Raw genomic sequence first — 23,937 nt, 5'->3', positions numbered from 1 at the left:
CAAGCTAGCCGTGGGCGCCAACCAACGACACTGCCTTGGAGACGATGTCCGGGTCCGTCCAGTCCAGCCAGGAAATCCGCGGATCAGCGCGGAACCAGGTGAGCTGGCGGCGGGCAAACTGCCTGGTCGAGACGATGGTTTCCTCTACTGCCTCCGGCACGTCCATGTCGCCATCCAGGACCCGGAGGAACTGCGCATAGCCCAAGGCCCGCGACGCCGTCTTTCCCTTTCGCAACCCCTGGGCGTCGAGGCGCTGAACCTCTTCGGCAAGGCCTGCCTCCACCATCCGGTGCACGCGGCGGGCAAGGCGCTCCCTGAGTTCTTCACGGTCCACGGACAAGCCGATCTGGACGGCGGGCTGGTAATACTCGCGCTGGGGCATGAAGGAGCTGAACGGGCGACCCGTGAGTCCGAAAACCTCAAGGGCGCGGATTACCCTTCGCGCGTCGCCAAGACGTGCGGCCGATACGGGATCCGTTTCCTCCAGCCGGGCCCTCAATGGAGCAAGTCCCTGTGTTTCGTACTCCTGCTCGAGGCTCTGCCTCAAAGCGGGATCCGTGCCCGGAAACTCGAGGATATCCAGTGCAGCGCGCACATAAAGCCCCGATCCGCCCACCACGATGGCACGCTTCCCGCGGGAGTGGACATCGCCAATGGCTGCGCGGCATTCGGCCTGGAAGTCAGCCACGCTGGCCTCCTCAGTCACGTCGAGGGTATCCAGGAGATGATGTGGAATGCCCTTGCGCTCCTCCATGCTGATCTTCGCGGTTCCGATGTCCATGCCCCTGTAGAACTGCAGGGCATCGGCGTTGATCACTTCTCCGTCGAGGGCCGCGGCAAGATTGACGCCAAGATCCGACTTGCCTGAACCTGTGGGCCCCACGACGGCGATGACCGGCCGGGCATGCTTGGAGTTCCGGGCGTCCCGGGAATGCGACATGGATTCCAGACCCGGTCAGGCGCGGCGGGCAGGCAGCGCCGGCATGCCCAAGGACACTCCGGTCTTGCCGCTGGAAGCGCCGGGGGTGGGGACGCCGCAGGAGTCGGCTTGGGACCGGTCCCAGGCATCTCCAGCGCGCGAACGCCGCAGGACATAATCATTGGCTGTTGCGGGGTCGGCCACCAAGTGGAACGCCGCAGCCTCCGTGATGGTCACGGTGACAAAGTCACCGGGGCGCGGAGCCTCCGCACCGTTCGGCACGGAAAAGTGCACGAGCCTCTGGTCTTTCGACCGCCCGGAAAGACGATGGGTCTCCCCGGCTTTCCTGCCCGCCTGGGCTGTCACCAATACCTCGACCTGGCGTCCAAGCTGTGCCGCATTCTCCTCGGCAGCGATGCGGTCCTGCAAAGCCGTGAGCCGTTCGAAACGCTCCTGGACCACCGCTTTGGGCAGCTGGTCCGGCAGTTCAGCTGCCGGTGTACCGGGACGCTTGGAGTACTGGAAGGTGAAGGCCGAGGAGAACCGGGATTTCTCCACGACGTCCAACGTTGCCTGGAAGTCTTCCTCGGTCTCACCCGGGAAGCCCACGATGATGTCTGTTGTAATGGCGGCGTGCGGTATCTGCTCCCGCACTTTGTCCAGGATGCCCAGGAAACGGCTGGAGCGGTACGAACGGCGCATGTCCTTGAGTACCCTGTCAGATCCAGACTGCAGGGGCATGTGAAGCTGGGGCATAACGTTGGGGGTCTCAGCCATGGCCTCAATGACGTCGTCCGTGAACGCCGCGGGGTGGGGACTCGTGAAACGCACCCGCTCGAGGCCTTCAATGTCGCCACAGGCACGCAGGAGTTTGGAGAACGCCTGCCGGTCGCCGAATTCGACACCGTACGAGTTGACGTTCTGTCCGAGAAGGGTGACTTCAACTACTCCGTCGTCAACGAGGGCCTGGATCTCGGCAAGGATTTCGCCGGGACGCCGGTCCTTCTCCTTGCCGCGGAGGGAAGGCACGATGCAGAACGTGCACGTGTTGTTACATCCCACGGAAATGGAAACCCACCCCGAATACACGGATTCGCGCTTGGTAGGAAGCGTGGACGGAAAGACATCCAGGGATTCCAGAATCTCGAGCTGGGCCTCATTGTTGTGCCGCGCGCGGTTGAGGAGGGCCGGGAGCGCTCCAACGTTGTGGGTGCCAAAAACAGCGTCAACCCATGGCGCCTTCCGGACGATGGTTTCGCGGTCCTTCTGGGCCAGGCATCCCCCAACAGCGATCTGCATACCGGGGTTGGCTTCTTTGACCTGCCGTAGCTGGCCCAGGTTCCCGTAGAGCTTGTTGTCCGCATTCTCGCGGACGGCGCAGGTGTTGAAGACCACGACGTCGGCGAGGTCGCCCTCGGCAGGCACGTAGCCGGCGTCCTCAAGCAGGCCCGCCATGCGCTCTGAATCATGGACATTCATCTGGCAGCCGAAGGTCCGGACCTGGTAGGTCCTGGGCTCAGCAGAAGGACTAGGGGCTGCTGTTGGGGAAGGAATGGTCAAACTCACTACTCAAGGGTACCGGCTTCTGCAAGCACCTCACCGACGATCCTGAACGCCAAAGAGGGGGCGTAGCCCTTGCGCGCCAACATGGAAGCCAGCCTGCGCGTGTACTTGTCCCGCTCAGCCCGATCCGAGAGGTTCATGCCCGGGCGAAGCTTGCGTTCCACGAGGTCGCGGGCTGCCGATTCTTCGTCCTGGTCACTAAGCTGCGAGAGCGCATCTTCTGCCGACTCGAGGTCGATGCCCTTGTCCGACAGTTCGCGCCGAAGCGCACTCTTGGCAAGCTTCTTGCTCTGCGAACGGCTTCGAACCCACATTCTGGCGAACTCAGCGTCATCAATGAGCTGAACTTCTTCGAAGCGGTCCAGCACTGCCTCTGCGACATCTTCGGGAACGTTGCGCTCGGCCAGTTTGCGGGAGAGCTGCAGCCGGCTCCGTGGCGCCATCGTTAACTGTCGAAGGACGATGGCGCGTGCCACGGATTCGGGGTCGGGCTCGGAATCTGCAGCTATTGCAGATTCCGGGCCCGGCCCGGTTCTAGCCGTCAACGGCCTTCAGCTTCGGGGAGTCTTCCTCCGGCTTGACGCCGACGCCGAGCTTCTCCTTGATCAGGCGCTCCAGCTCCTGGGCAAGCTCGGGGTTGTCCCGCAGGAATCGCCGCGAGTTTTCCATGCCTTGGCCAAGCTGATCGCCGTCATAGGTGAACCATGAACCCGACTTCTTGATGATGCCGTGCTCAACGCCCATGTCGATGATGCCGCCCTCGCGGGAGATGCCCTGACCGTAAATGATGTCGAACTCGGCGATCTTGAAGGGCGGAGCCATCTTGTTTTTGACGATCTTGGCCTTGGTGCGGTTACCAACGGAATCCGCGCCCTCTTTAAGGGTCTGGATGCGGCGGACGTCGATGCGGACTGATGCGTAGAACTTCAAAGCCTTACCACCGGTGGTGGTCTCCGGCGATCCGAAGAAGACGCCGATCTTCTCGCGCAGCTGGTTGATGAAGATCGCGGTGGTCTTGGTCTGGCTCAGACGACCGGTGATCTTACGCAATGCCTGGCTCATGAGGCGGGCCTGGAGGCCAACGTGGGAGTCGCCCATCTCGCCTTCGATTTCGGCCCGGGGAACAAGGGCGGCCACGGAGTCGATGACGATGATGTCCAGCGAACCGGAACCCACCAGCATGTCCATGATTTCCAATGCCTGCTCACCGGTATCCGGCTGTGAGACAAGGAGGGCGTCGGTGTCTACGCCGAGCTTGGCGGCGTAGTCCGGGTCAAGCGCGTGCTCGGCGTCAATGAACGCCGCAATGCCGCCGGCGCGCTGTGCGTTGGCAACGGCGTGCAGCGCAACGGTGGTCTTACCCGAGGATTCCGGGCCGTAGATTTCCACGACGCGGCCACGGGGCAGGCCGCCAATGCCAAGGGCCACGTCCAGCGCAATGGAACCGGTGGGAATGACTTCGATGGGCGCTCGGGTGTCATCACCCAGGCGCATGATGGAGCCTTTGCCGAACTGCTTGTCGATCTGGGCAAGCGCTGCTTCGAGCGCCTTCTCACGATCCGGGGTTGCCGCCATGGTTCACACCTCTGATGCTTTCTCGCTGTGGAGTGGCCCGATAGGCCGCTTTCCTGTCACGTCAGACGCTATTACGGCGGCCTGACATTTTTAGTTGCCGACTACGGCTATGTGGATAACCTGGCTGCCGGAAGCTGGGGAATGCGTCCTACGGAAACAATTTTCCTCTCACAGGAGCATATCCCGATCCGAACAGATATTCGAACAACGCTGCGGCGTGTCCGCCGCCCCCGTTACTGTCCGCGCCAGTAGCCGTTCAGTTCGACGCAGGCTTGATATCCCTTCCCAACCTGCGCTCGGGAGGCACGTCCTGTACCTCGCACACGGCCAGCCATACCTCGCGGGGATGGTAACCGGCGGCCAGAGCCTCGACGGCCGTGCGGCCCCCAACGCCGGCCAGAACCAACGAACCGGCCAGGACACGGGAGTAGCCGGCACCGAATTCGTCGTCCATCAGTCGCCAAAAGTCACTTGCCCTCACGGATAGAGTCTCTCATGGCAGTGGACTCTAGAATGGTTGCCATGAGCAATCCTCTCCAGAGCACGCCAGGTTCTGCCGTGCCAGGCGACGACGTCGACGACGCCCTCCAGCAGGTGGAACACCAGCTGAGCCTGCTCTGGCGCCGCGCCCGTTCGATCTCCCATCAGTTGTCCCGCCAGGTTCATCCGGACATGGAACCGGCTGCCTACGGCCTGCTGACGGTCATCCGCAGGGAAGGTCCGATCCGGCTGACGGATCTGGCCACCTGCATCGGCGTGGGCAAGCCCTCCGTGAGCCGCCAGATAGCCTTCCTGGAAAGCATCGGCCTGGTCTACAAAGAAGCGGATCCCCAGGATGGCCGCGCGCAGTCCATCCGCCTGACGGACAAGGGCGAGGAAAAGATGCACCTTGTCCAGGATGCCCGCCGGCAGGTCTTCAGGGAGCGGCTCGGCGAATGGCCCTTGGAGGATGTCCAGACCTTGGCCGATTACATGGGACGCCTCAACGCCATCTACGGTGACGGCGCCCTGAAGGACCTCGGCCCCAAGGAAGCCGGAGTCGACGCCTCCGACACAGCAGCCAACGACTGACCAGCGATCAGCCACTCAAAGCGGTCTGCGCCAAGAAAAAAGGTCCCCAGCCTGAGGCTGGGGACCTTCTTCGTTGCCTGAAAAGGGCGTTCTACCGGGCTCCGGAGAGCATTCCCTGGGGGAAGTCGTCCGTGAGGTCCAGATCGCGGCCGTAGCGCTGCGAGAATTCCTGGGGGACGGTGTCCGGAACGGCAACACCTTCTGCGACCGCCACTCGGTCGCTGACTTCGCGAAGCATGTGGGACAACGGAACGTCCAAGGCTGTGCAGATTGAAGACAGGAGCTCGGAAGAAGCCTCCTTCTGGCCACGTTCCACTTCACTCAAGTAGCCAAGTGAGACGCGGGCGCTGTGCGAAACCTCGCGGAGGGTACGGCCCTGACGCTGGCGGACATCGCGCAGTACATCACCGATCTCGTGGCGTAGTACAACCATTTTGCGCTCCTTCTGTTCGCTCTGTGCCTGATCAGCCAAGCCCACATCCTTCCAGCGGACAACGCCGTTTACGGATACGGGCTGCTTTACCATCTGTATCGCCATGCTCCCTCGTTGGTCCGGTTCGCTGGGTGGCGGACCGGGTATGTTTTTACATCCTAGGCGCCCCGGCTCTTCCGAAGCGACACAATGACACAACTATTGGCAATGAGTTTTTGTTCCCGACTACTTTACGAACGGTAACCAACCTCACCCAGCGCGGCAAGCAGACGCGCCAAGGCGGCCTCGCAGGCCTGTTCGCGGATGGACTGCCGGTCGCCGGCGAAGCTGTACTCGAAGGACTCCGCACCCTGTGACGAGGCGACGCCTACGAAGACGGTGCCTACTGCCTTGCCGTCGTGCGGGTCGGGTCCGGCGACACCAGTGGTCGATATTCCGATGTCGGCAGCGCAAGCCCGGCGCGCGCCGTCGGCCATCGCCTCGGCGACGCCACCGTCAACTGAACCAACCTCCGCGAGAAGACTTTCCGGAACGCCCAGAACCCCCGCCTTGACGGAGTTCTGGTAGGCGATGACGCCGCCTTGCAACATGCCGGAGGCACCGGGAGTGTTGGCGAGCGTTGCCGCAACGAGCCCGGCGGTCAACGACTCGGCCGTGGCAACTGTCATTCCGTTGCGGACAGCGATCCCTACGGCCGTCGTCGCCATGCCGGAGGCGGCGTCACCGGGCCTCACCGGCGACGCCCGGCAGCACGCAGCCTCATGGCCTGGATGACATATTCGACGCCGGTCCAGAGCGTGATGGCCAGGGCCACCATCATGACCCAAAACGCAACGTCACCGAGCCAGGGAGCAATGGCCTTGAGGGGAAGCACGTACAGGAAGATTGCGACGGTTTGAACCACGGTCTTGAGCTTGCCGCCCCGCGATGCAGGCATGACGCCGTAGCGGATCACCACGAAACGCAGTGCCGTGATGCCCCATTCGCGAACCAGGATAAGGATGGTGGCCCACCATGGCAGCTCCCCCAGGATGGACAGCAGTACCAGCGCAGAGCCGATGAGCAGCTTGTCCGCTATCGGATCGGCGATCTTGCCGAAGTTCGTGATAAGGCCGCGCGCCCGGGCGATGTCGCCGTCGAGCTTGTCCGTATAGATCGCCACCGCGAAGGCCAGCACAGCGGCCCACCGCCAGATCCCGTACTCGCCGTTATCGGCCAGCAGGAACCAGACAAAGAAGGGCACCAGGACGATGCGCAGCATCGTCAGGATGTTGGGCAGGTTCCAGACATCGGAACTGCCGGAAGTAGCGTTGTCGCCCTCGGCTGTAGTCACCCCTCTAGGCTACCGTCTTCGGCGCGGCCCACTTGGGCGCTAGCGGCCCGTGAGCGACCAGGCGTCCTCGCCGCCCTCGTCGTCATCATCGGAGGTGTCCGCACCGTCGAAGTAGTCAATGGCTTGCGACCTGTTGTCCAGGTCGGCCTGCACCAGGTCCTCTGCGTAACCGCCGACGGCGATGTTCGAGTTCGCGTTATCGCTCAAGGCCGCGGTGTGCGCGTCAGGAGCAGCGGGTGACTCCTGGCCCTTCATCGCAGCGAGAACGGCGGCAAGGTCATCGGGCTTGACCAGGACGTCACGTGCTTTGGAGCCCTCCGACGGACCCACCACGCCGCGGGACTCCAACAGGTCCATGAGGCGGCCGGCTTTCGCGAAGCCAACACGCAGCTTGCGTTGCAGCATCGAGGTCGAGCCGAACTGGGTGGTCACCACAAGCTCGGTGGCCTGCAGGAGGACTTCGAGATCGTCTCCGATGTCGTCGTCGATCTGCTTCTTGGGGGCTTCGGCCGCGACGTCATCACGGTAGACAGCCTGCAACTGGCCCTTGACGTGCTCCACGACCTTGTGGATTTCCGATTCCGAAACCCAGGCGCCCTGGACACGCATGGCCTTGGAAGCACCCATCGGCAGGAACAATGCGTCACCCTGGCCGATGAGCTTCTCGGCGCCCGGCTGGTCCAGGACAACCCGCGAGTCCGTGACCGACGACGTGGCGAAAGCCATGCGGGAGGGCACGTTCGCCTTGATGAGGCCGGTGACGACGTCCACGGACGGTCGCTGGGTAGCCAGGACCAGGTGGATACCAGCGGCACGGGCCAACTGGGTGATGCGGACAATCGAATCTTCAACATCGCGCGGTGCCACCATCATGAGGTCGGCAAGTTCGTCCACGATCACCAGCAGGTACGGGTAGGGCTTGATGACCCGCTTCGAGTCCACCGGAGGCGTTACTTTCCCGGCCCGGACGGCCTTGTTGAAGTCATCGATGTGTTTGTAGCCGTAGTTGGCGAGGTCGTCGTAGCGGGCGTCCATCTCCCGGACCACCCACTGCAGCGCCTCAGCGGCCTTCTTCGGGTTGGTGATGATGGGCGTGATGAGGTGTGGAACGCCCTCATAGGCCGTCAGTTCCACACGTTTGGGGTCCACCATGACCATGCGCACTTCATCCGGAGTGGCCCGCATGAGGATGGAGGTGATCATCGAGTTCACAAAGCTCGACTTACCTGCACCGGTAGCACCTGCAACCAGGAGGTGGGGCATCTTGGCAAGGTTGGCCACGACGTAGCCACCCTCGACGTCCTTGCCCACGCCCATGACCATGGGGTGGTCCGTGCGGCGAGCGTTCTGGCTCCGGAGGACGTCGCCGAGGGAGACAGTCTCACGGTCGGTGTTGGGGATCTCGATACCGATCGCGGACTTACCCGGGATGGGGCTGAGGATGCGGACATCGCTGGACGCCACGGCGTAGGAAATGTTCTTCGACAACGCCGTGACGCGTTCGACCTTGGTGCCGGGCGAAAGCTCGATCTCGTACCGGGTCACGGTGGGACCACGGCTGAAGCCGGTGACTTGCGCGTCGACGTTGAACTGCGTGAGGGTGTCGGTCAGCGCGGCGACGACGGCGTCATTGGCTTCCGTGCGCTCCTTCGGAATGGAGCCCGGCGTCAGGTAGTCCGAGGCCGGGAGGGTGTAGGTGACATCGCCGGCCAGTGACAATTGCTCGGTGCGCTGCGGAATCGGCGTGGGTGGCGGCGGCGGGGTGGCCGGGCGTGCCGGGACCTGGGCCGCCACAGGCGCGGTCATCTCCGGCGTCAGGACGGGGATGGCCTCGGTGGGGTTGTCGATGCCGGGGTTTGCTCCGGCCAGGCCTTGGGCGGCCTTGATCTTCTCCACCGCGATTTCGGCTTGCGTCGGGCGCCGCACGCCGGGCGGAACGCGCGGTGCCGACGCAGCCGGAGTTTCGTCGTCGTCGACAATGGCGTGCTCGAACGCCTCGTCACCGACGTAACCCTCCAGGCCGGCGTCGGGTTCTTCGTCCTTGCCGAAGATGCGCATGCGCTTCTTCTTTTTCGGCGTGGAAGCGTCGTTGCCATAAAGGTAGCTGCGGTCGTGCTGGTCTTTTCCGGTCTCCTCCATGAGGTCCACGCCCATGAGGTGTTCGTAGGCGCCCCGGATCCGGGCAGGAATCGCACCGAACGGGGTCGCAGTGACAATCAGCAGGGAAACAAAGGCCAGGAGGCTGTAAATGATGACCGGAACAGCCACATGGATGGCTGCGAGGGGGGCCGCTGCGAGGAAGCCCAGCATGCCGCCTGCCCGGCGGAGTCCGTCAAAACCGTCGGCGACGGTGGGTTGCCCGCCAATAACCTGGGCCAGTCCGGAACCGGCCAGGGTCATGATCATGAAGCCGATGCCCACACGATTGTTGCCACGGCCGTCCTGCGGCTTCCGGAACAAGCGGAAAGCGCAGACAAAAAGCATGAAGGGCAGGATCAACGACATCCAGCCAAAGGTGCCGTTGACCACGCTGTAGACGATGTCGGGGAGCCATCCGGTGAGGCCCCACCAGGCGAAGGTGGCGATGGCGATGCCCAGCACCAGATTGAACAGGGCCGCGCCGTCCCGGCGGTCCGCGGGGTCGAGATCGCTGACGTCGTGTCCAATGCGCCGGACGCCGGCGCCCACCACATGCCCTATCCCCTGCCAGGCACCTGACAGCACGCGAAGCGGCAGCGGAGCCTGGGGCTCGACGGCGGCCGCTTGCTTGGTGCGGGCAGTGCTGCCCCTGCCGCTTTTGCTCGCCGCGGCGCTGGATTTGGATGCGGCTCCGCCCCGGCCGTTGCCGCCGGATTTACTGCTGGAGCTGCCTCGTGGCGTGGAGGTAGTACGGGTCGCCATACGTGCCACGCTACCCCAAGGGGGTCTGAAATCCGCGGATTTCAGACCCCCTTGGGTATTCATGTTGCCGGCAGCCTACGCCTCGAGGACCACCGGAATGATCATCGGACGGCGGCGGAGCTTGCGGTTCACCCAGGTACCAATGACCCTGCGCACCACTTGCTGAAGCTGGTGGTTGGTGTGGTCTGTGTGATTGAGCACAGCTTCTTCGAGGGCAGCATTGATCTTGGGGATGATCTCGTCGAAAACGGAGTCATCTTCAGCCACGCCACGGGCATGGATCTCCGGACCGGACACGATTTTCCCGGTGGCCCGGTTGATGACCGTGATGACGGAGATGAAGCCTTCGTCCCCCAGGACGCGGCGGTCCTTCAGGTCGGCGTCGGTGATTTCGCCAACGCTGGAACCATCCACGTACACGAATCCGACTTCCACCTGGCCCACAATGTTGGCCACGTGGTCCTTGAGGTCGATCACCGTGCCGTTGTCGCTGAGGATGATGCCTTCGGAGGGCACGCCCGATTCCAGTGCGATGTTGCCGTTGGCGATCAGATGCCGTGTTTCGCCGTGGACTGGCATGGCGTTCAGCGGTTCAAGGATGTTGTAGCAATAGAGCAATTCGCCGGCTGCAGCGTGCCCGGAAACGTGCACTTTGGCGGTGCCCTTGTGGATGACGTCGGCGCCGAGTTTGAGCAGGCCGTTGATGATGCGGAACACGGCATTCTCGTTGCCCGGGATCAGGCTGGAGGCCAGGATCACGGTGTCGCCCTTGCCAACGATGACCCTGTGGTCGCCGTTGGCCATCCGCGACAGAGCCGCCATCGGCTCACCCTGGGAGCCGGTGGACATGAGGACCACGCGGTCATCGGGCATGTTGTCGATGTTCTTGATGTCCACCAGGATGTTGTCCGGCACTTCCAGGTAACCCAGCTTGGCCGCGATGGCCATGTTCCGGACCATGGAGCGGCCGACGAAGGCCACCTGGCGGCCGTGCTTGGCCGCAGCGTCGAGTACCTGCTGGACACGGTGAACGTGGGAAGAGAAGGAAGCAACGATGATGCGCTTCTTCGCCTGCGCGAACAATCGGTCCAGCGTGGGGCCGATTTCCTTCTCTGCGGTGGTAAACCCGGGGACATCGGCGTTGGTGGAGTCGGCCATGAAGAGGTCCACGCCTTCTTCACCCAGGCGGGCGAAGTGGCGGAGGTCCGTAATGCGGCCGTCCAACGGCAACTGGTCCATCTTGAAGTCACCGGTGTGCAGGACAGTACCGCCCTCAGTGCGGATGAACACTGCCAAGGCATCCGGGATGGAGTGGTTGACGGCAACGAACTCGCACTCGAAGGGACCGAACTGCTCCACCTGCCCCTCGGTGACGGTGAGGGTGTAGGGCTTGATGCGGTGTTCCTGGAGCTTCGCTTCCACCAGGGCGAGGGTGAGCTGTGAACCGATCAGCGGAATATCAGCCTTGAGGCGCAGCAGATAGGGAACTGCGCCGATGTGGTCCTCGTGGCCGTGGGTGAGGACCACGCCCACGACGTCGTCCAGCCGGTTCTCGATGTACGAGAAATCGGGCAGGATCAAATCGACGCCAGGCTGCGTTTCCTCGGGGAACAGCACCCCGCAGTCCACAATGAGCAACTTGCCGTTGATCTCGAAGACCGCCATGTTGCGGCCGATCTCTCCCAGTCCACCGAGCGGAACGATCCGCAGCGTGCCTTTGGGCAGTTTCGGCGGCGTAACCAGTCCGGGAAGGGCGGTTTGGGTCATATTGTGCTACTTTCCGGCGGAACCATCCTGGACGCTGAAGTCCATTCCAGCTTCCGCCAAGTCCCCGCGGATGATTGCGATCTCGGCCGCGTCCGGCTCCACGAGGGGCAAACGGACAACCGAGTTGGGCAGGACTCCCTGCCACTTGAGAATCTGCTTGGCGGCTACTGCGCCCTGGACCCGGGTCATGGTTCCACGGACCACGGGTTCCAATTCAAAGTTGATGGACCGCGCCGTGGCGAGGTCGTTGTTGTTGACGGCGTCGATCAGCTCACGGAAGCGACGCGTGGCCACGTGGGTGGTGACGCCAACAAGGCCGACGGCGCCAAGCGCCATCCACTGCAGGGTCAGTCCGTCATCACCGGAGTAGAAGAGGAGGTCGGTCTCGGCCATGACCCGCGTCGCGGCTGCGAAATCAGCCTTCGCGTCCTTGACGGCCACGATGTTCTGGTGCTTGGCCAGTTCGATCATGGTCTCCGGCGCGATGGCGATGGAGGAACGCCCCGGGATGTCATAGAGCATGACGGGCAAATCGGTGGACGAGGCGATGGTTTCGAAGTGCGCGCGCACGCCGGCCTGGCTCGGCTTGTTGTAATAAGGGGTGACGATCAGGAGACCATCGACACCGAGCTCCGCAGCGCGCTGGGAAAGGTGGACCGAGTGGGCGGTGTCATTGGTGCCGGTACCGGCGATGATGGCGGCCTTGCCACCCACCGCTTCCTTGACCGCTCGGAACATGCCCAGGTTTTCATCGTCCGTCAGCGTGGACGTTTCGCCGGTGGTGCCCGTGACTACAAGTCCGTCGCAGCCGTCCTGGACAAGCTTTTCCGCCAGTGCAGCGGCTTGGTCGTAATCAACCTTGCCGTCCTCGGTGAACGGGGTGACCATGGCGGTCAGCAGGGTACCAAGGGCAGGAATGGGCGTACGAACGTCAGACATAGGAAAAACGTTACCCTGTCACGGCCATGTTGGAAGAATGAAGACCGCGTGACGGTCCTCATTCACTCCCCCAACGCCGAAGCTGCAGGCCACCACGGCTAGGCCGCTCCCGGCGCCTTGGCCGGCTGGCCCGTACAGTACTGGCCCACGGCACGCTCTTTGAGCTGCTCCGCCCAGGCAACCAACCGCTGGGAGGCCCGGACATATTCGAACAATTCCAACGGCGTCAGTGATTCCACATCGGTCTCCGACAACCTGCGGGCCAGCTCCGCACCGGGAGCCTGCTCAGCCAACACCGTGCCCTCCCTGCGCCATTGCGTGTCCTCCGGAGGTTCGCCGGTCACAAGTTGCCTGAAAAGGAAGTCGACAACTCCGGGGCTCATCGCTTTCATCGGGCCGCCCGGACCGCCCGGCTGCAGTGGAACGTCATTCATGCCGCTATGTTATTCGAACACATATTCGAATACAAGGGGACTGCTGGCTGCGGGGGGCCCCGACTCCAACCAGGCGGGCAAGCGGGCTGTGAGACGATCGCTGCATGACTTCGCAAGAGACGGCGCCTCCGCGCAGGGCACCAGGTAGCGGTTCGACGACTGCCCGGCTGACCGGCGTTGACGCAGCCCGCGGAGCGGCCCTGCTTGGCATGATGGCCACTCACCTGATGCCGACGTTCGGCCCCTCTCCCCACTGGGAGCCAACGATGGTAGGCCTGCTGTTCTCAGGCCGCTCGGCAGCACTGTTTGCAGTACTGGCCGGAATGGGCTTGGCCCTCTCCACAGGCAAGCTGGAGCCACGCAGCGGAGCGGAGCTGTGGTCCGCCCGGAGCGGCGTGGCCATGCGCGCTTTGGTGATTGCCGCCGTCGGGCTGACGCTCGGCGGCCTGGACGTCAACGTCGCGGTGATCCTTGTGCACTACGCGGTGTTGTTCCTGTGCATCCTGCCGTTCCTCGGCTTGCAGCTGAAATCCTTGTGTTTCTGGGCCGCGGGATGGATCGTCGGCTCACCGGTCCTTGCCTACCTGGTCCGCCCCATGCTGCTTGACGCGGAGCCTCCACTGCAATTGGGGCACAATCCCGGCTGGGAGGACCTGGAAACGCCCGGCCGCCTCCTCGCGGACCTGTTCTTCACTGGCTACTACCCCGTGTGCCAGTGGATCTCCTACCTTCTGGTCGGCCTGGTGATCGGGCGGCTGGCCCTGACGACGGCGAAAGTGCAACTCATGTTGCTGACGTACGGAATTGTCGCAGCGAGTGTCGCAAAAGTGCTGGGAACCCTGGCCATGGAAGCGTGGGGTGGCCGCGCCGCCCTGTCCGTGTTGCCCGGAACCAGGGGTTACCCCCTGGAAAGCATGCTCCAGGTCAATCTCACAGGGCTGCAGCAATTGGATTCGTGGTGGTGGCTGGCCACAGCATCACCCCACGCGGGTACCACCCTGGACTTGGTGCACACCTGTGGCGTGGCTGCCGCTGTTGTGGGCTTCTTCCTGCTTCTGGGAAGGGTGGCCGACCGTGTCAGGGTCAACTTCCTGTTGGTGCTCAGCGGCCCGGGCGCGATGACCCTGAGCCTGTATTCGGCACATGTATGGGTGGTTTCCAGCTTTACCAACCAACCACTGCCGGCCGGGTGGACCAACGAGGGCATGTACTGGGCCCAAGCGCTATGCGCCATCAGCATCGGGGTTTGCTTTGCGGTGCTCCGGCGGCGCGGGCCGCTCGAATGGTTGGCCCACCTCGCCTCGAGGCTGGGCAGCTACCGTCCCGCCACGGTGGGCTGAGAGCGGAAGAGCTTCACGGCATCCCGCATGGACGCCCTGGCACGTTTGCGGTCGCCCGAGGCGTCATAGGCGCAGCTGAGCCGGAACCACGAACGCCAATCATCGGGGGCCGCTTCAGCTTCAGCGCGGTACTTCTCAAACTCGGCATCGGCAGCCGCCCGCACAATCCTGCCACCTGGTGTCCGTGGCAAGGTGTCCTCGGGCAGTCCGCCTTCGGCCTCCAGGACCTTGGCCATCTGCTCGGTGCGGGCACCGAAGAGCAGTTCGCGGATCAATGCCCACGCACCAATGACCGGAAGCACCAAGTATGCTGCTCCGATCCCCTTCGCTACCAAATTCGGGTCACCGAGCAGAAGGAAAGAGCGCTGCACGGAGACCACCAAGTACAACACCAAGAGCAAGGTGATGGCCCCCACCCAGATCTTGGTGCGGTTCTTCTTCAGGGTTGCCACGAAGTTCGCCACTCTCTAGAGCCCCAGGTCCAAGTAGCCGTCCAGGCCGACCGTCAGACCGGGGTTTGCTGCCACTTTCCGCAGTCCCAGCAGGACGCCGGGCATAAAGGACGCACGGTCAAAGGAGTCGTGACGCAGTGTCAGTTGTTCGCCAGGACCACCAAAGAGCACCTCCTGGTGGGCCACCAGGCCGCGGAGACGGACGCTGTGCACACGCACACCGTCAACGTCGCAGCCCCGTGCACCGTCCAGCGATGTTTCGGTGGCGTCCGGGCTCGCCGGGACCCCTGCCTCCTGCCGGGCCTCGGCAATCAGCTGCGCAGTACGCACGGCCGTGCCCGAAGGCGCATCCACCTTGTTGGGGTGGTGAAGCTCGATGATTTCCACGGACTCGAAATACTGCGATGCCTTGGCCGCGAAAGCACTGGCAAGCACCGATCCAAGGGCAAAGTTCGGAGCGATCAAGACACCGGTGTCCGGCTTCTGCCCCAAGAGGGTCCGCAAGGATTCCAGCCGCTGCGCATCCCAGCCGGTGGTGCCCACAACAGCGTGGATCCCGTGCTCAACGGCAAACCGCACATTGGCCTCGGTGACGTCCGGAACGGTGAGGTCGACAACGTACTGTGCACCGGCGTCGAGCAGTTTCTCCAGGGAATCACCACGGCCGAGGGCAGCCACCAGAGTCATGTCCCCGGCTGCTTCAACGGCCTTCACGGCTTCGATTCCCATGCGCCCATGGGCGCCCAGCACTGCAACAGCAAGTTGTTCGGTCATGCCTTTAACCCTACCGCCGGGCCGGGCACCTCAAGGAACCGTGACGACGCCCTACTCCCCCGCGCCGACCCACTCAACGGTGCCATCGGAGAAGAACTGTTCCTTCCAAATGGGAACCTGCTCCTTGACGCGGTCCACGAGTTCGGAGCACACGGCGAACGCCTGTCCACGGTGGGCAGCGGCCACGGCACACACCAATGCGGGATCACCAATCTCCAGCATGCCGATCCTGTGGGCGGCCCAGATGCGGACGGGCTGGTCAGCTTCGCCCGAGTGTTCTGCGACCAGCTGCGCCACGACGTCGGACATGACTTGGTGAGCCGTGGGGTGGGCGCTGTAGCTCAGCCTGTCCACTGCCTTGCCGCCGTCGTGGTTCCGTACCACGCCACTGAAGCTGACCACGGCGCCGGCAGTGTCAGATTCCACTGCCTTGATGGCTTGGTCCACCGAGATCGGCTCGGAGCTCAAGACAGCGCTGACAACCTCGAAGTCCGTTTCAGTGTCCATGGTTTCCTTCCAGTTGCTCGCAGAGATGGCCAATGACGGGGTCAAGGACGGCGAGCCCGTCCATGACTCCCTTGGGCGATCCCGGCAGGTTGATGATGAATGTCTTCCCGGCAGCGCCTGCGTGGCCGCGGCTCAGCATGGCCATGGGGGTCTTGGCGGCGCCCGCGCGTCGGATGCCTTCCATGATTCCCGGGATTTCCCGGTCCAGCAGTGGCAGCGTCATTTCAGGTGTCTGGTCGTCCGGACTGAGGCCCGTTCCTCCGCTTGTGATGACGACGGCCGGTTCCTGGGTCAGGAGTGCCCTGAGCGCGGCACCCACAGGTTCGCCGTCAGGAACCACCATGGTGGGGAAGGTGTCGAAACCGTGCTCCTTGAGCCAGTCGAGGATTACCGGCCCGGTTTCGTCGGTGTAAAGGCCGGCGGCCGCCCGGGTGGAGGCAATCACGACGCCGGCCTTCCGGGACCCGTGCGCGTTGGGCTCGCACGCGCTCATGCGCCCGCCTCCCCGTCACGGGAATCCCCGGTGACGTCCCAGCTTCCGCTCTTACCGCCACTTTTGGACAGGACGCGTATGTCGCTCAGCACCGCGTGCTTGTCCACAGCCTTGATCATGTCGTAGACGCTCAATGCAGCCACGGAGGCCGCCGTCAAGGCTTCCATCTCGACGCCGGTCACACCCCGGGTCTTGACGGTGGCCAGGATTCCCACCGAATCGGTGGACAGTTCGAAGTCCACAGTGACCTTGGAAATGGGCAAGGGATGGCACAGCGGGATCAATTCAGGGGTCTTCTTTGCCGCCATGATTCCGGCGACCCGGGCCACGGCCAGGGCATCGCCCTTGGGCAGTTCGCCCGCGCCCAACAGGGCCAGGACTTCAGAAGTGGAGCGGACCGTGGCCGTAGCTGTGGCTTCGCGGGTGGTCACGGCTTTGTCGGAGACATCCACCATCTGGGCAGTGCCGTCCTGCCGTAGATGGGTCAGGCCCGTGGTGCCTGCCGGGTTTTCGGGAGTGTGGTTCACAGCATCCATACTTCCACTTCGTCACCTTCGGCGAGTTCCGTGACGTCTTCGGGGATCTGCACCAAAGCATTGGCACGGGCCAAGGCATGGAGCAGGTGTGACCCTGCACCGCCCTCCATGCGTACGACACCGTCCACTGCGGTTCCCCGGCGCACCTGGTGTTTGCCAAGCGGGGATGTGAGTGCTTCAGCGAGACGGGCCTTCAACACCGGCCGGGGTGCGGGGGCCCCGGTCACCTGGGAAAGGGCGGGGCGGAGGAACATCTCAAAAGAGACCAAACAGCTGACGGGATTTCCCGGGAAGCCAATGAACGGTACCCCGTTGAAGGTCCCCAATCCCTGGGGCCCGCCCGGTTGCATGGCGACATGGAGGAAGTCCACCGGTTGCCCTGCCATGGCAAGACGTACGACTTCATAGGCACCTTTGCTGACTCCCCCGGTGGTGACGATGACGTCAACCGGAGTGCCGCCGTCGTCGTTCCCTCCAAGGTGACGGTCCAGAACCGTCAGCAGGCCCTCCGGTTTGTCATCCGAGATAGCTGTGCGGACTACCTCCAGTCCGGCCTGCCGCATTGAGGTTTCCAGCAAAGTGCCGTTGGAGTCGTAGATCTTGCCCTGTGTCAGTTCCGCACCCGGCTCGAGGACCTCGTCTCCGGTAGTGAGCAGCAGGACCCGCAAGGGCTCACGGACCTCCACCTTTACCATCCCGAGCGCTGCCAGCAAACCCAGCTGTCCGGGCCCCAGCAAAGTGCCGGCAGCCAGCGCCAGCGCGCCCTTGTCGATGTCACTGCCGCTTGGGCGCACGAACGTCCCCGGTGCGACCACCGGCAGCACCACTTCCGCGTCCTGCACGCTTGGTTCCGGGAAGCTGCTGGGCGTCGCCTTCTCAACCGGCACGACGGCGTCAGCCCCTTCAGGCATCATGGCCCCGGTCATGATGGGGGCGGCATGGCCCGGCATCAGGGGCCCCGGCGCAGCACCGGCCGGAACGGGCGCGGACACCGGGAGCTTCGCACCGCCGTCGGGAATATCAGCGGAACGGACGGCAAAGCCGTCCATTTGGGAGTTGTCGAACGGCGGCAGGGACAGCGGTGCATGGAGGTCGACGGCGAGCGCCTTTCCGAGCGCGTCCACCAGCGGAAGCCGCAATGTGCCCTTCCTGGCGGTCGCTGCCGTCAGCAGTTCCACCACTGCCTGGCGATGGGCTGCAACAGATCGGGGCACGGGAATCCTCCTGGGGCACGTGGGCTTCCGGCAAACATCCGGACGTTCCCAGAGTAGATGCTCAGGCCACTTTGACGCTGATGGTGTGGTAACCCGTTGCGCCGTCCGGGGCAACGGGAGCCTTGTCTTCGGTTTGCGGCTGGCCGCTTGCATCGGTGGCCCGGACCTGGACTTTGTGATCGCCGGCGGTGAGGTCGATCCCGATCTGCCACTGGTACCAGGTGTCGGTGGAGATGGCGCCCGCCAACTGTGCTTTCTGCCATGGACCACGGTTGACGCGCACTTCAACCCGTTCCACGCCGCGATGCTGCGCCCAGGCAACTCCGCCGAACTGCACCTTTCCCGCTTGGACAGTCCGTCCATTGCGTGGCACGTCGATGCGGGACTGGGTCTTGATGGGCCCGTGGTCGCTCCAACCCCGGGTGGTCCAGTACCCGGTGTCGTCGGCAAAGCGGGTCACTTTGAGTTCAGTCAACCACTTTGTGGCGGAAACGAAGCCGTAAAGTCCGGGCACGATCATGCGGACGGGGAAGCCGTGCTCCAACGGCAGCGGTTCTCCGTTCATGCCGACCACCAACAGTGCGTCGCGATCGTCGGTCAGCGCTTCAAGGGGTGTGCTGGCGGTCCAGCCGTCGTTGCTGGTGGAGAGCACCATGTCCGCACCGGCCTTGGGCCCGGCCATGGCCAGCAGCTCACGCACCGGCCACCCCAGCCACAGTGCGTTGCCGATGAGGTCACCACCGACGTTGTTCGACACACAGGCGATGGTGATGTGGCGCTCCGTCATGGGTTTTGCCAGGAGCTCGGCGAAATCCAGTTGGACTTCCCGTTCCACCATTCCGGTGACTTTCAGCTTCCACGCCGGCGGGTCGATGGCAGGAACCGTCAGGGCGGTATCGATCCTGTAGAAGTCGGCGTTGGGGGTCACCAGGGCGCTGATGCCCGGCAGGGAAAGCGAGGCCCCCGCAGGCACGGTTTGTGGCGGTGTTGCCGGTGCCGGCAGCTTCAGTGAGCTACGGAACCCCGCGGCCACAGCGGTGGCCCGGGTGAATATCGCCGTCACTGTTCCTCCCACCACAGCGGCAAGGGCCGTTCCGGTCATGGCATTGAGGAAACTCCTTCTGGCCAGGGGCGCCTGCCCGCGGCCCTGTCCCGCGGCCGTCGTGTCTGCGCTGTGCGTGCTTCCCGCGACGCGGGGAAGCCAAGTATCGAGCCTCCGGATCAGCATCCTCAGCAGGACCATGGTGACGGCGGCGGCTACGATCGGCGCCAAGGCCGCCTGCGGGCTGGTTTGGGCACGGGTCACGACGGCGGTCAGTCCAGCAACGCCCGCAAGTCCGGCAAGAGCCAACCCAAGCCCGGGACGTCGTCGTTCAAGGATGCCCGCGAGCGCGGCAAGGAACCCGGCGACCAGCACGATGGAGGCCACCAGGACCACTTTGTCTGCCGTTCCAAATAGCTGAACGGCAACATCCTTCACCCCCGGTGGCACGGCGTCGATCACAGCGCCGCCGAGCGCCGTCACCGGGGAAACCAAGGGGCTGAGAAGCCCTGCAGTGAGCTCCCCTGCCGCAATCCCTGCCGCACCGGCAACGAGGCCGGCGGCAGGCGCCCACAAGCGCGGGCCGTCGGCTGGGCGCCCGGTCTTCATCGTGTTGCGTACCGGCGTACTCATGATGTGCCTCCACGGACGTTGTTCGATTCAGTCGTGCCCCCGGAGCCGTCCATGGCCGGAGTAGCGGCGGATTCCGGAACTGATCCGGCCGGAAGCGTGAGCGCGAAGCGGCAACCGCCGTCGACATTGCCCACGCCCACCTCGCCGCCATGTGCAGTAACGATGCCCGCCACCATGCTCAGTCCAATACCGGCCCCGCTGTAGCTTCCCTGCAGGGCCTGCGGAGCGCCCCGCGACGGGTCCTTTTGCCACCCCGTTTCGAAGAGGTGCGGGAGGTCCTCCTCCGGGATGCCACCACACTGGTCCTGGACGGCGATGATGGCGTTGCCGTTGTCCCGTCCAACGCTGACATGGACTTCGGTGTCCGGGCGGCTGTAAATGATGGCGTTCAGCAGGATGTTCCGTACCGCCCTGGCCAGGCTGGGTCCATCAGCCACCGCCATGCACTCGCGGGCGCCACCGCCGTCGAGCGTTATCCCCCGTTTGGCTGCCAGCGGTGCCAGATCAGACAGGGCGTCGCTGACGAGGTCGTAAAGATCCAGCGCTTCAGCGCGCAGGCGAAGGCTCCCCGCCTGGATTTTGGACAGTTCAAGGAGGTCGTTGACCATGGCGGTCATCTGCTCGGTCTGACCGATTATTTTGCGGTAGTAGCCCTGGACGTCCGGAGCCATTCCGTCTTCGAGGGCTTCGGTCATGGCGCGCATGCTGGCAAGCGGTGTCCTCAGGTCATGCGAGATCCACGACACCAGCTCGCGCCGGGCCTTCTCGATGGCGGCTTCGCGTTCGCGGGATTGGGCAAGGCTTCGGCTGCTTGCTTCAAGTTCCTGTGCCAGTTCAGCCAACTCCGATGTCATGGCCGGAGCCGGCCGCCTGCCCTCGGCAGGGGGTTGGTCCAGCGTTTCGCCGCGGCCGATCCTGCGGGCCGCGTCCACCAACCGTGCCGCGTTCCTGGACACTCCTGCGCCGAGCACGAGGGACAGGGCCACGGCGACCGCCGATGCGGTCGCGAGGATGTACCACATGACTTCGAGGTCCCTGGCAGAGATGAACATCGCGTTGAAGGCACTGACCATACCCGCTACCAACACAGCCACCGTGGCGACGACCACCAGGCAGATTTGGGCCAATACCGAGGCCCGTCGAAGCACCCGCAACAGGGCCAAGGTGGCGGCGCCGGTGAGCACGGCCCAGAAGAGGACCCAGGCCAGGATGGTCCAGAGTTCGCTACCCTCCATGCTCCGCCCCCCGCTTGCTGTCCGGGGACGCGTCGAACCGGTAGCCGACACCCCATACGGTCTTGATGAGTTCCGGTTTGGTGGGATTGACTTCGATTTTCTCGCGCAGCCGGCGGACGTGGACAGTAACGGTCGAGAGGTCCCCGAAGTCCCACCCCCACACGGCCTTGATGAGCTCTTCCCGGCTGAAGACCTGGTTGGGCCTGCGCATAAGGAAGGCAAGGAGGTCGAATTCACGGGCTGTCAGCGAGAGCGGTTGCCCGTCCTGCGTCACGGTCCGCGACGCAGGATCGAGTTCCAGTCCGGCGGCTTCAACTGACGGTTCGGGAGCGTAGTCCTTGATGCTTCGCCGCAGCACGGACTTGACGCGCAGCACCAGTTCACGGGGCGAGAACGGCTTGGTGACGTAGTCGTCGGCGCCCATCTCCAGCCCCAGGATCCGGTCATCTTCGGTTCCCAACGCGGTGACCATGATGACCGGTACGGTCATGGTGTGACGCAGCCTTCGGCACACTTCAACCCCGTCCAGTCCGGGCAGCATACGGTCCAGGATGACGAGGTCCGGCTTGCGCTGCGCCGCGAGGGCCAGGGCGGTGAAGCCATCGCCTGCGGTGTCCACCTGGAACCCCGCCATCACCAGGTAATCGCGGACAACATCGGCAATGGTCTGTTCGTCCTCGACCAGGAGGATACGCCGGTTTCCCGGCTCCGCTGATGATGCCGCATTCGTGGTCACGCTTTCAGCATAGATTTGCCAACGTGGCCCGGCACGCGATTCCAGCAACAACGGCCCAACCGTAGGAATTCCGTAAGAACTCCTTGGCTGTAACCGGTGTCACTGTTCCCGCCCGGGTGGCGTAGCCTGAATTCATGAGTGTTCAGCTGGGCATGCCAATGCCCCCTTCCAGCGGAGCCGTGGGCGGCACGGAAAGCGGTGCGGCAACGCCGCCGCCCCGCCCGGCCGGCACTCCGGCCGGATTGTGGGACCGCCATGGTCGTCGCGCCACTGACATGCGGCTGTCCCTGACGGATAAATGCAACCTCCGGTGCACCTACTGCATGCCTGCCGAAGGCCTCGAATGGCTCTCCAAGCAAGCTGTGATGACCCGGGACGAAATCGTCAGGATCGTGCGCATCGGCGTCAATTCGCTGGGTGTCCGGGAACTGCGCCTGACCGGCGGTGAGCCGCTGGTGCGTGCCGATCTGGCGGAGATCATCTCCGGCATCCGGAGCGAGCATCCTGACCTTCCCGTCTCCATGACCACCAACGGCGTCGGTTTGGACAAGAAGGCAGAAGCCCTCAAGGCTGCCGGCCTGACCCGCATCAACGTCTCCCTCGACTCCCTTCACGAGGAAACCTTCGCCAAGCTCACCCGCCGTCCGTTCCTGGACCGGGTCCTGGCCGGCGTCGATGCCGCCTGGGCGGCAGGCCTCGGCCCGGTGAAGCTCAACGCCGTGCTCATGCGCGGAATCAACGACACCGAGTCCCCGGACCTCCTGGCGTGGGCATTGGACCGCGGCTACGAACTGCGCTTCATCGAGCAGATGCCGCTGGACGCCGACCACGGCTGGACCCGCCGCAACATGATCACCGCCGCGGAGATCCGGGAGCTCCTTTCCCGCGACTTCGTCCTCTCCCCCGACCCGCGCGAACGCGACGGCGCCCCCGCCGAAAGGTTTGAAGTACGACGCCGGGACTCCGGTTCCGCTGAAGCTTCAGGTCCGGTCCTTGGAACAGTGGGAATCATCGCCTCGGTCACCGAACCGTTCTGCGCCGACTGCCGGCGCACACGCATCACAGCCGAGGGCAAGATCATGAGCTGCCTGTTCTCGCGGGAGGAGTTCGACCTCCTGGGGCTCCTGCGCAGTGGGGCAACGGATGCCGAGCTCGCTGAGCGTTGGCAGGACGCCATGTGGATCAAACCCAAGGCCCATGGCATGGACCACACCGGTCTCGGCGCAGCGGACTTCGTGCAGCCGGACCGCAGCATGAGCGCAATCGGAGGCTGAAAAACTTGTTGGTCCGTTACTTCGCTGCCGCGCGCGCGGCAGCGGGAGTCGAAGAAGAACTCCACGCACTTCCGGAAGGCACCAGCCTGGAGGCGCTCCTGGAAGCCGCCCTCGCCGTCGAACGTCCTGTGCCTCCGGAAGGCACGCCAACGTTGGCCAGGATCGTGGCGCGCAGCAGCTTCCTCCGCAACGAAGTGGCGGTTCGGGACCATTCTGCGCCGCTTGGAGCCGACGACGTCATTGACGTCCTTCCGCCCTTCGCCGGAGGCTAGCGGGCCGAAGGCACGGGCGTTTTCCTGAAGACGCTCTTCAGCAGCGGGCTGAAGCCTGCGTGGCCTTCCAAGCGCAGGTCGGCTGTGTGTACCAGTACGCCGTCGTCCACGCGGAAAGTGTGCCTGGCCACGCCGTCGGCCGTGCGTCGCTCCAGCGTCAGCATGCCCGCGCTCCACGTTCCCCTGACCGGCGCGGCCGGTGGCTTACCCATGCTGTCCACGTAATACCAGAGGGTGTCACCGTGGTCGCGGTCAACGGTGAACATGCCGTGTCCCTCGAAATGGCTCCCATCGGGTTCGCGGTGCCTGTAGCTCTGGACCACCGCATGGCCACCGGCCGTCCCGGTAAATACCACCTCGGCGTCGGCCGTCCTGGCGGTCCCCCAAGGTGAGGATGCGATTTCTGTTATGCCCGTCCAATGGCCAAGGAAGTCCCGGAGAATATCGGCGGCACGACCGGGTGCGGACAGGTCCATCACGTCTCCAAAGCCAGC

26 protein-coding genes are annotated in these 23,937 nt (G+C 64.1%); 4 read left to right on the top strand and 22 right to left on the bottom strand.

Annotation, left to right across the window (positions count from 1 at the left end):
• Positions 1–4: 4 nt before the first annotated feature.
• The 5 genes from miaA to N5P29_RS07930 form a co-directional block, all read right to left on the bottom strand.
• A complete protein-coding gene (miaA, locus tag N5P29_RS07950; protein WP_262278060.1) occupies positions 5–940 on the bottom strand; it encodes a tRNA (adenosine(37)-N6)-dimethylallyltransferase MiaA in 936 nt (311 codons plus the stop codon).
• A gap of 15 nt (positions 941–955) precedes the next feature.
• Positions 956–2,485, bottom strand: coding sequence for a tRNA (N6-isopentenyl adenosine(37)-C2)-methylthiotransferase MiaB (gene miaB, locus N5P29_RS07945; RefSeq protein WP_262278059.1), 1,530 nt, complete (start codon positions 2,483–2,485; stop codon positions 956–958).
• Entirely contained in the window at positions 2,485–2,925 is a 441-nt protein-coding gene (locus N5P29_RS07940; RefSeq protein ID WP_262278058.1) for a regulatory protein RecX, read from the bottom strand. The genes miaB and N5P29_RS07940 overlap by 1 nt, the downstream gene beginning before the upstream one ends.
• A gap of 91 nt (positions 2,926–3,016) precedes the next feature.
• A complete protein-coding gene (recA, locus tag N5P29_RS07935) occupies positions 3,017–4,057 on the bottom strand; it encodes a recombinase RecA (protein WP_018779075.1) in 1,041 nt (346 codons plus the stop codon).
• Positions 4,058–4,313: 256 nt separating this feature from the next.
• Positions 4,314–4,538, bottom strand: a complete 225-nt coding sequence (locus N5P29_RS07930; RefSeq protein ID WP_410007907.1) for a DUF3046 domain-containing protein — start codon at positions 4,536–4,538, stop codon at positions 4,314–4,316.
• A 41-nt stretch (positions 4,539–4,579) separates the two neighbouring features.
• Here N5P29_RS07930 and N5P29_RS07925 point away from each other — a divergent pair, with 41 nt between their 5' ends.
• Positions 4,580–5,128, top strand: a complete 549-nt coding sequence (locus N5P29_RS07925; RefSeq protein ID WP_262278057.1) for a MarR family winged helix-turn-helix transcriptional regulator — start codon at positions 4,580–4,582, stop codon at positions 5,126–5,128.
• A 91-nt stretch (positions 5,129–5,219) separates the two neighbouring features.
• On the opposite strand, the gene N5P29_RS07920 is transcribed toward N5P29_RS07925, so the two are convergent.
• From N5P29_RS07920 to N5P29_RS07890, 7 genes are all read right to left on the bottom strand, one after another.
• Positions 5,220–5,654 (bottom strand): helix-turn-helix domain-containing protein, encoded by a 435-nt coding sequence (locus N5P29_RS07920; RefSeq protein ID WP_014921288.1) that lies wholly within the window; start codon positions 5,652–5,654, stop codon positions 5,220–5,222.
• A gap of 137 nt (positions 5,655–5,791) precedes the next feature.
• Positions 5,792–6,268, bottom strand: a complete 477-nt coding sequence (locus N5P29_RS07915) for a CinA family protein (RefSeq protein ID WP_262278538.1) — start codon at positions 6,266–6,268, stop codon at positions 5,792–5,794.
• Between the two features lie 23 nt (positions 6,269–6,291).
• A complete protein-coding gene (pgsA, locus tag N5P29_RS07910) occupies positions 6,292–6,894 on the bottom strand; it encodes a CDP-diacylglycerol--glycerol-3-phosphate 3-phosphatidyltransferase (protein ID WP_262278056.1) in 603 nt (200 codons plus the stop codon).
• A gap of 39 nt (positions 6,895–6,933) precedes the next feature.
• Positions 6,934–9,795: an FtsK/SpoIIIE family DNA translocase gene (locus N5P29_RS07905; protein ID WP_262278055.1), complete on the bottom strand. Its 2,862-nt coding sequence runs from the start codon at positions 9,793–9,795 to the stop codon at positions 6,934–6,936.
• A gap of 75 nt (positions 9,796–9,870) precedes the next feature.
• Entirely contained in the window at positions 9,871–11,562 is a 1,692-nt protein-coding gene (locus N5P29_RS07900; protein WP_262278054.1) for a ribonuclease J, read from the bottom strand.
• 6 nt (positions 11,563–11,568) lie between these two features.
• The gene (gene dapA, locus N5P29_RS07895) at positions 11,569–12,501 is read right to left on the bottom strand and encodes a 4-hydroxy-tetrahydrodipicolinate synthase (RefSeq protein ID WP_144663039.1); all 933 of its coding nucleotides are present in this window, start codon (positions 12,499–12,501) and stop codon (positions 11,569–11,571) included.
• Positions 12,502–12,599: 98 nt separating this feature from the next.
• Entirely contained in the window at positions 12,600–12,935 is a 336-nt protein-coding gene (locus tag N5P29_RS07890; RefSeq protein ID WP_262278053.1) for a hypothetical protein, read from the bottom strand.
• Positions 12,936–13,039: 104 nt separating this feature from the next.
• Between N5P29_RS07890 and N5P29_RS07885 the strand changes: the two genes are divergently transcribed.
• Positions 13,040–14,275 (top strand): heparan-alpha-glucosaminide N-acetyltransferase domain-containing protein, encoded by a 1,236-nt coding sequence (locus N5P29_RS07885; RefSeq protein ID WP_262278052.1) that lies wholly within the window; start codon positions 13,040–13,042, stop codon positions 14,273–14,275.
• On the opposite strand, the gene N5P29_RS07880 is transcribed toward N5P29_RS07885, so the two are convergent.
• The 9 genes from N5P29_RS07880 to N5P29_RS07840 are packed head-to-tail and all read right to left on the bottom strand — an operon-like array spanning position 14,251 to position 21,897.
• A complete protein-coding gene (locus N5P29_RS07880) occupies positions 14,251–14,739 on the bottom strand; it encodes a hypothetical protein (protein WP_262278051.1) in 489 nt (162 codons plus the stop codon). The two genes, N5P29_RS07885 and N5P29_RS07880, sit on opposite strands and share 25 nt — an antisense overlap.
• Before the next feature lie 3 nt (positions 14,740–14,742).
• Positions 14,743–15,501 carry a 4-hydroxy-tetrahydrodipicolinate reductase gene (gene dapB, locus N5P29_RS07875; protein ID WP_262278050.1) on the bottom strand — a complete coding sequence of 253 codons (759 nt, stop codon included), beginning with the start codon at positions 15,499–15,501 and terminating at the stop codon, positions 14,743–14,745.
• A 51-nt stretch (positions 15,502–15,552) separates the two neighbouring features.
• On the bottom strand, positions 15,553–16,008 hold the full coding sequence (locus tag N5P29_RS07870) for a molybdenum cofactor biosynthesis protein MoaE (protein ID WP_262278049.1): 456 nt from the start codon (positions 16,006–16,008) through the stop codon (positions 15,553–15,555).
• Entirely contained in the window at positions 15,998–16,501 is a 504-nt protein-coding gene (locus N5P29_RS07865; RefSeq protein ID WP_262278048.1) for a MogA/MoaB family molybdenum cofactor biosynthesis protein, read from the bottom strand. The genes N5P29_RS07870 and N5P29_RS07865 overlap by 11 nt, the downstream gene beginning before the upstream one ends.
• Positions 16,498–17,037: a cyclic pyranopterin monophosphate synthase MoaC gene (moaC, locus tag N5P29_RS07860; RefSeq protein WP_262278047.1), complete on the bottom strand. Its 540-nt coding sequence runs from the start codon at positions 17,035–17,037 to the stop codon at positions 16,498–16,500. Before moaC ends, N5P29_RS07865 begins: the two co-directional genes overlap by 4 nt.
• Entirely contained in the window at positions 17,025–18,257 is a 1,233-nt protein-coding gene (glp, locus tag N5P29_RS07855) for a molybdopterin molybdotransferase MoeA (RefSeq protein WP_262278537.1), read from the bottom strand. Before glp ends, moaC begins: the two co-directional genes overlap by 13 nt.
• A 55-nt stretch (positions 18,258–18,312) precedes the next feature.
• Positions 18,313–19,926, bottom strand: coding sequence for a molybdopterin-dependent oxidoreductase (locus N5P29_RS07850; RefSeq protein WP_262278046.1), 1,614 nt, complete (start codon positions 19,924–19,926; stop codon positions 18,313–18,315).
• Positions 19,923–21,161 (bottom strand): sensor histidine kinase, encoded by a 1,239-nt coding sequence (locus N5P29_RS07845; RefSeq protein WP_262278045.1) that lies wholly within the window; start codon positions 21,159–21,161, stop codon positions 19,923–19,925. The genes N5P29_RS07850 and N5P29_RS07845 overlap by 4 nt, the downstream gene beginning before the upstream one ends.
• The gene (locus N5P29_RS07840) at positions 21,151–21,897 is read right to left on the bottom strand and encodes a response regulator transcription factor (protein WP_262278044.1); all 747 of its coding nucleotides are present in this window, start codon (positions 21,895–21,897) and stop codon (positions 21,151–21,153) included. The genes N5P29_RS07845 and N5P29_RS07840 overlap by 11 nt, the downstream gene beginning before the upstream one ends.
• 134 nt (positions 21,898–22,031) lie before the next feature.
• On the opposite strand from N5P29_RS07840, the gene moaA reads away from it, so the two are divergent.
• Both moaA and N5P29_RS07830 read left to right on the top strand, forming a co-directional pair.
• Positions 22,032–23,171, top strand: coding sequence for a GTP 3',8-cyclase MoaA (gene moaA / locus N5P29_RS07835; RefSeq protein WP_262278043.1), 1,140 nt, complete (start codon positions 22,032–22,034; stop codon positions 23,169–23,171).
• 5 nt (positions 23,172–23,176) lie between these two features.
• Positions 23,177–23,443, top strand: a complete 267-nt coding sequence (locus tag N5P29_RS07830) for a MoaD/ThiS family protein (protein WP_144663028.1) — start codon at positions 23,177–23,179, stop codon at positions 23,441–23,443.
• Here N5P29_RS07830 and N5P29_RS07825 read toward each other — a convergent pair.
• Entirely contained in the window at positions 23,440–23,919 is a 480-nt protein-coding gene (locus N5P29_RS07825; protein WP_262278042.1) for a DUF1579 family protein, read from the bottom strand. The two genes, N5P29_RS07830 and N5P29_RS07825, sit on opposite strands and share 4 nt — an antisense overlap.
• Positions 23,920–23,937: the final 18 nt, after the last annotated feature.

The sequence above is a fragment of the Paenarthrobacter sp. JL.01a genome (assembly GCF_025452095.1).
Classification (GTDB): domain Bacteria; phylum Actinomycetota; class Actinomycetes; order Actinomycetales; family Micrococcaceae; genus Arthrobacter.
The sequence above is the reverse complement of the archived record's forward strand: the minus strand, read 5'-3'. Positions and strand labels throughout refer to the sequence as shown.

Bases quoted from the DNA above. Each gene is read 5' to 3' on its own strand.
- N5P29_RS07870 (WP_262278049.1), bottom strand. From the start codon at position 16,008: ATGGACACTGAAACGGACTTCGAGGTTGTCAGCGCTGTCTTGAGCTCC.
- N5P29_RS07900 (WP_262278054.1), bottom strand. From the start codon at position 11,562: ATGACCCAAACCGCCCTTCCCGGACTGGTTACGCCGCCGAAACTGCCC.
- N5P29_RS07920 (WP_014921288.1), bottom strand. From the start codon at position 5,654: ATGGTAAAGCAGCCCGTATCCGTAAACGGCGTTGTCCGCTGGAAGGAT.
- N5P29_RS07825 (WP_262278042.1), bottom strand. From the start codon at position 23,919: ATGGACCTGTCCGCACCCGGTCGTGCCGCCGATATTCTCCGGGACTTC.
- N5P29_RS07865 (WP_262278048.1), bottom strand. From the start codon at position 16,501: ATGAGCGCGTGCGAGCCCAACGCGCACGGGTCCCGGAAGGCCGGCGTC.
- N5P29_RS07940 (WP_262278058.1), bottom strand. From the start codon at position 2,925: ATGGCGCCACGGAGCCGGCTGCAGCTCTCCCGCAAACTGGCCGAGCGC.
- N5P29_RS07850 (WP_262278046.1), bottom strand. From the start codon at position 19,926: ATGAGTACGCCGGTACGCAACACGATGAAGACCGGGCGCCCAGCCGAC.
- recA (WP_018779075.1), bottom strand. From the start codon at position 4,057: ATGGCGGCAACCCCGGATCGTGAGAAGGCGCTCGAAGCAGCGCTTGCC.
- N5P29_RS07915 (WP_262278538.1), bottom strand. From the start codon at position 6,268: ATGGCGACGACGGCCGTAGGGATCGCTGTCCGCAACGGAATGACAGTT.
- N5P29_RS07925 (WP_262278057.1), top strand. From the start codon at position 4,580: ATGAGCAATCCTCTCCAGAGCACGCCAGGTTCTGCCGTGCCAGGCGAC.
- moaA (WP_262278043.1), top strand. From the start codon at position 22,032: ATGAGTGTTCAGCTGGGCATGCCAATGCCCCCTTCCAGCGGAGCCGTG.
- N5P29_RS07845 (WP_262278045.1), bottom strand. From the start codon at position 21,161: ATGGAGGGTAGCGAACTCTGGACCATCCTGGCCTGGGTCCTCTTCTGG.
- N5P29_RS07890 (WP_262278053.1), bottom strand. From the start codon at position 12,935: ATGAATGACGTTCCACTGCAGCCGGGCGGTCCGGGCGGCCCGATGAAA.
- miaA (WP_262278060.1), bottom strand. From the start codon at position 940: ATGTCGCATTCCCGGGACGCCCGGAACTCCAAGCATGCCCGGCCGGTC.
- moaC (WP_262278047.1), bottom strand. From the start codon at position 17,037: ATGGATGCTGTGAACCACACTCCCGAAAACCCGGCAGGCACCACGGGC.
- dapA (WP_144663039.1), bottom strand. From the start codon at position 12,501: ATGTCTGACGTTCGTACGCCCATTCCTGCCCTTGGTACCCTGCTGACC.
- N5P29_RS07885 (WP_262278052.1), top strand. From the start codon at position 13,040: ATGACTTCGCAAGAGACGGCGCCTCCGCGCAGGGCACCAGGTAGCGGT.
- dapB (WP_262278050.1), bottom strand. From the start codon at position 15,501: ATGACCGAACAACTTGCTGTTGCAGTGCTGGGCGCCCATGGGCGCATG.
- N5P29_RS07905 (WP_262278055.1), bottom strand. From the start codon at position 9,795: ATGGCGACCCGTACTACCTCCACGCCACGAGGCAGCTCCAGCAGTAAA.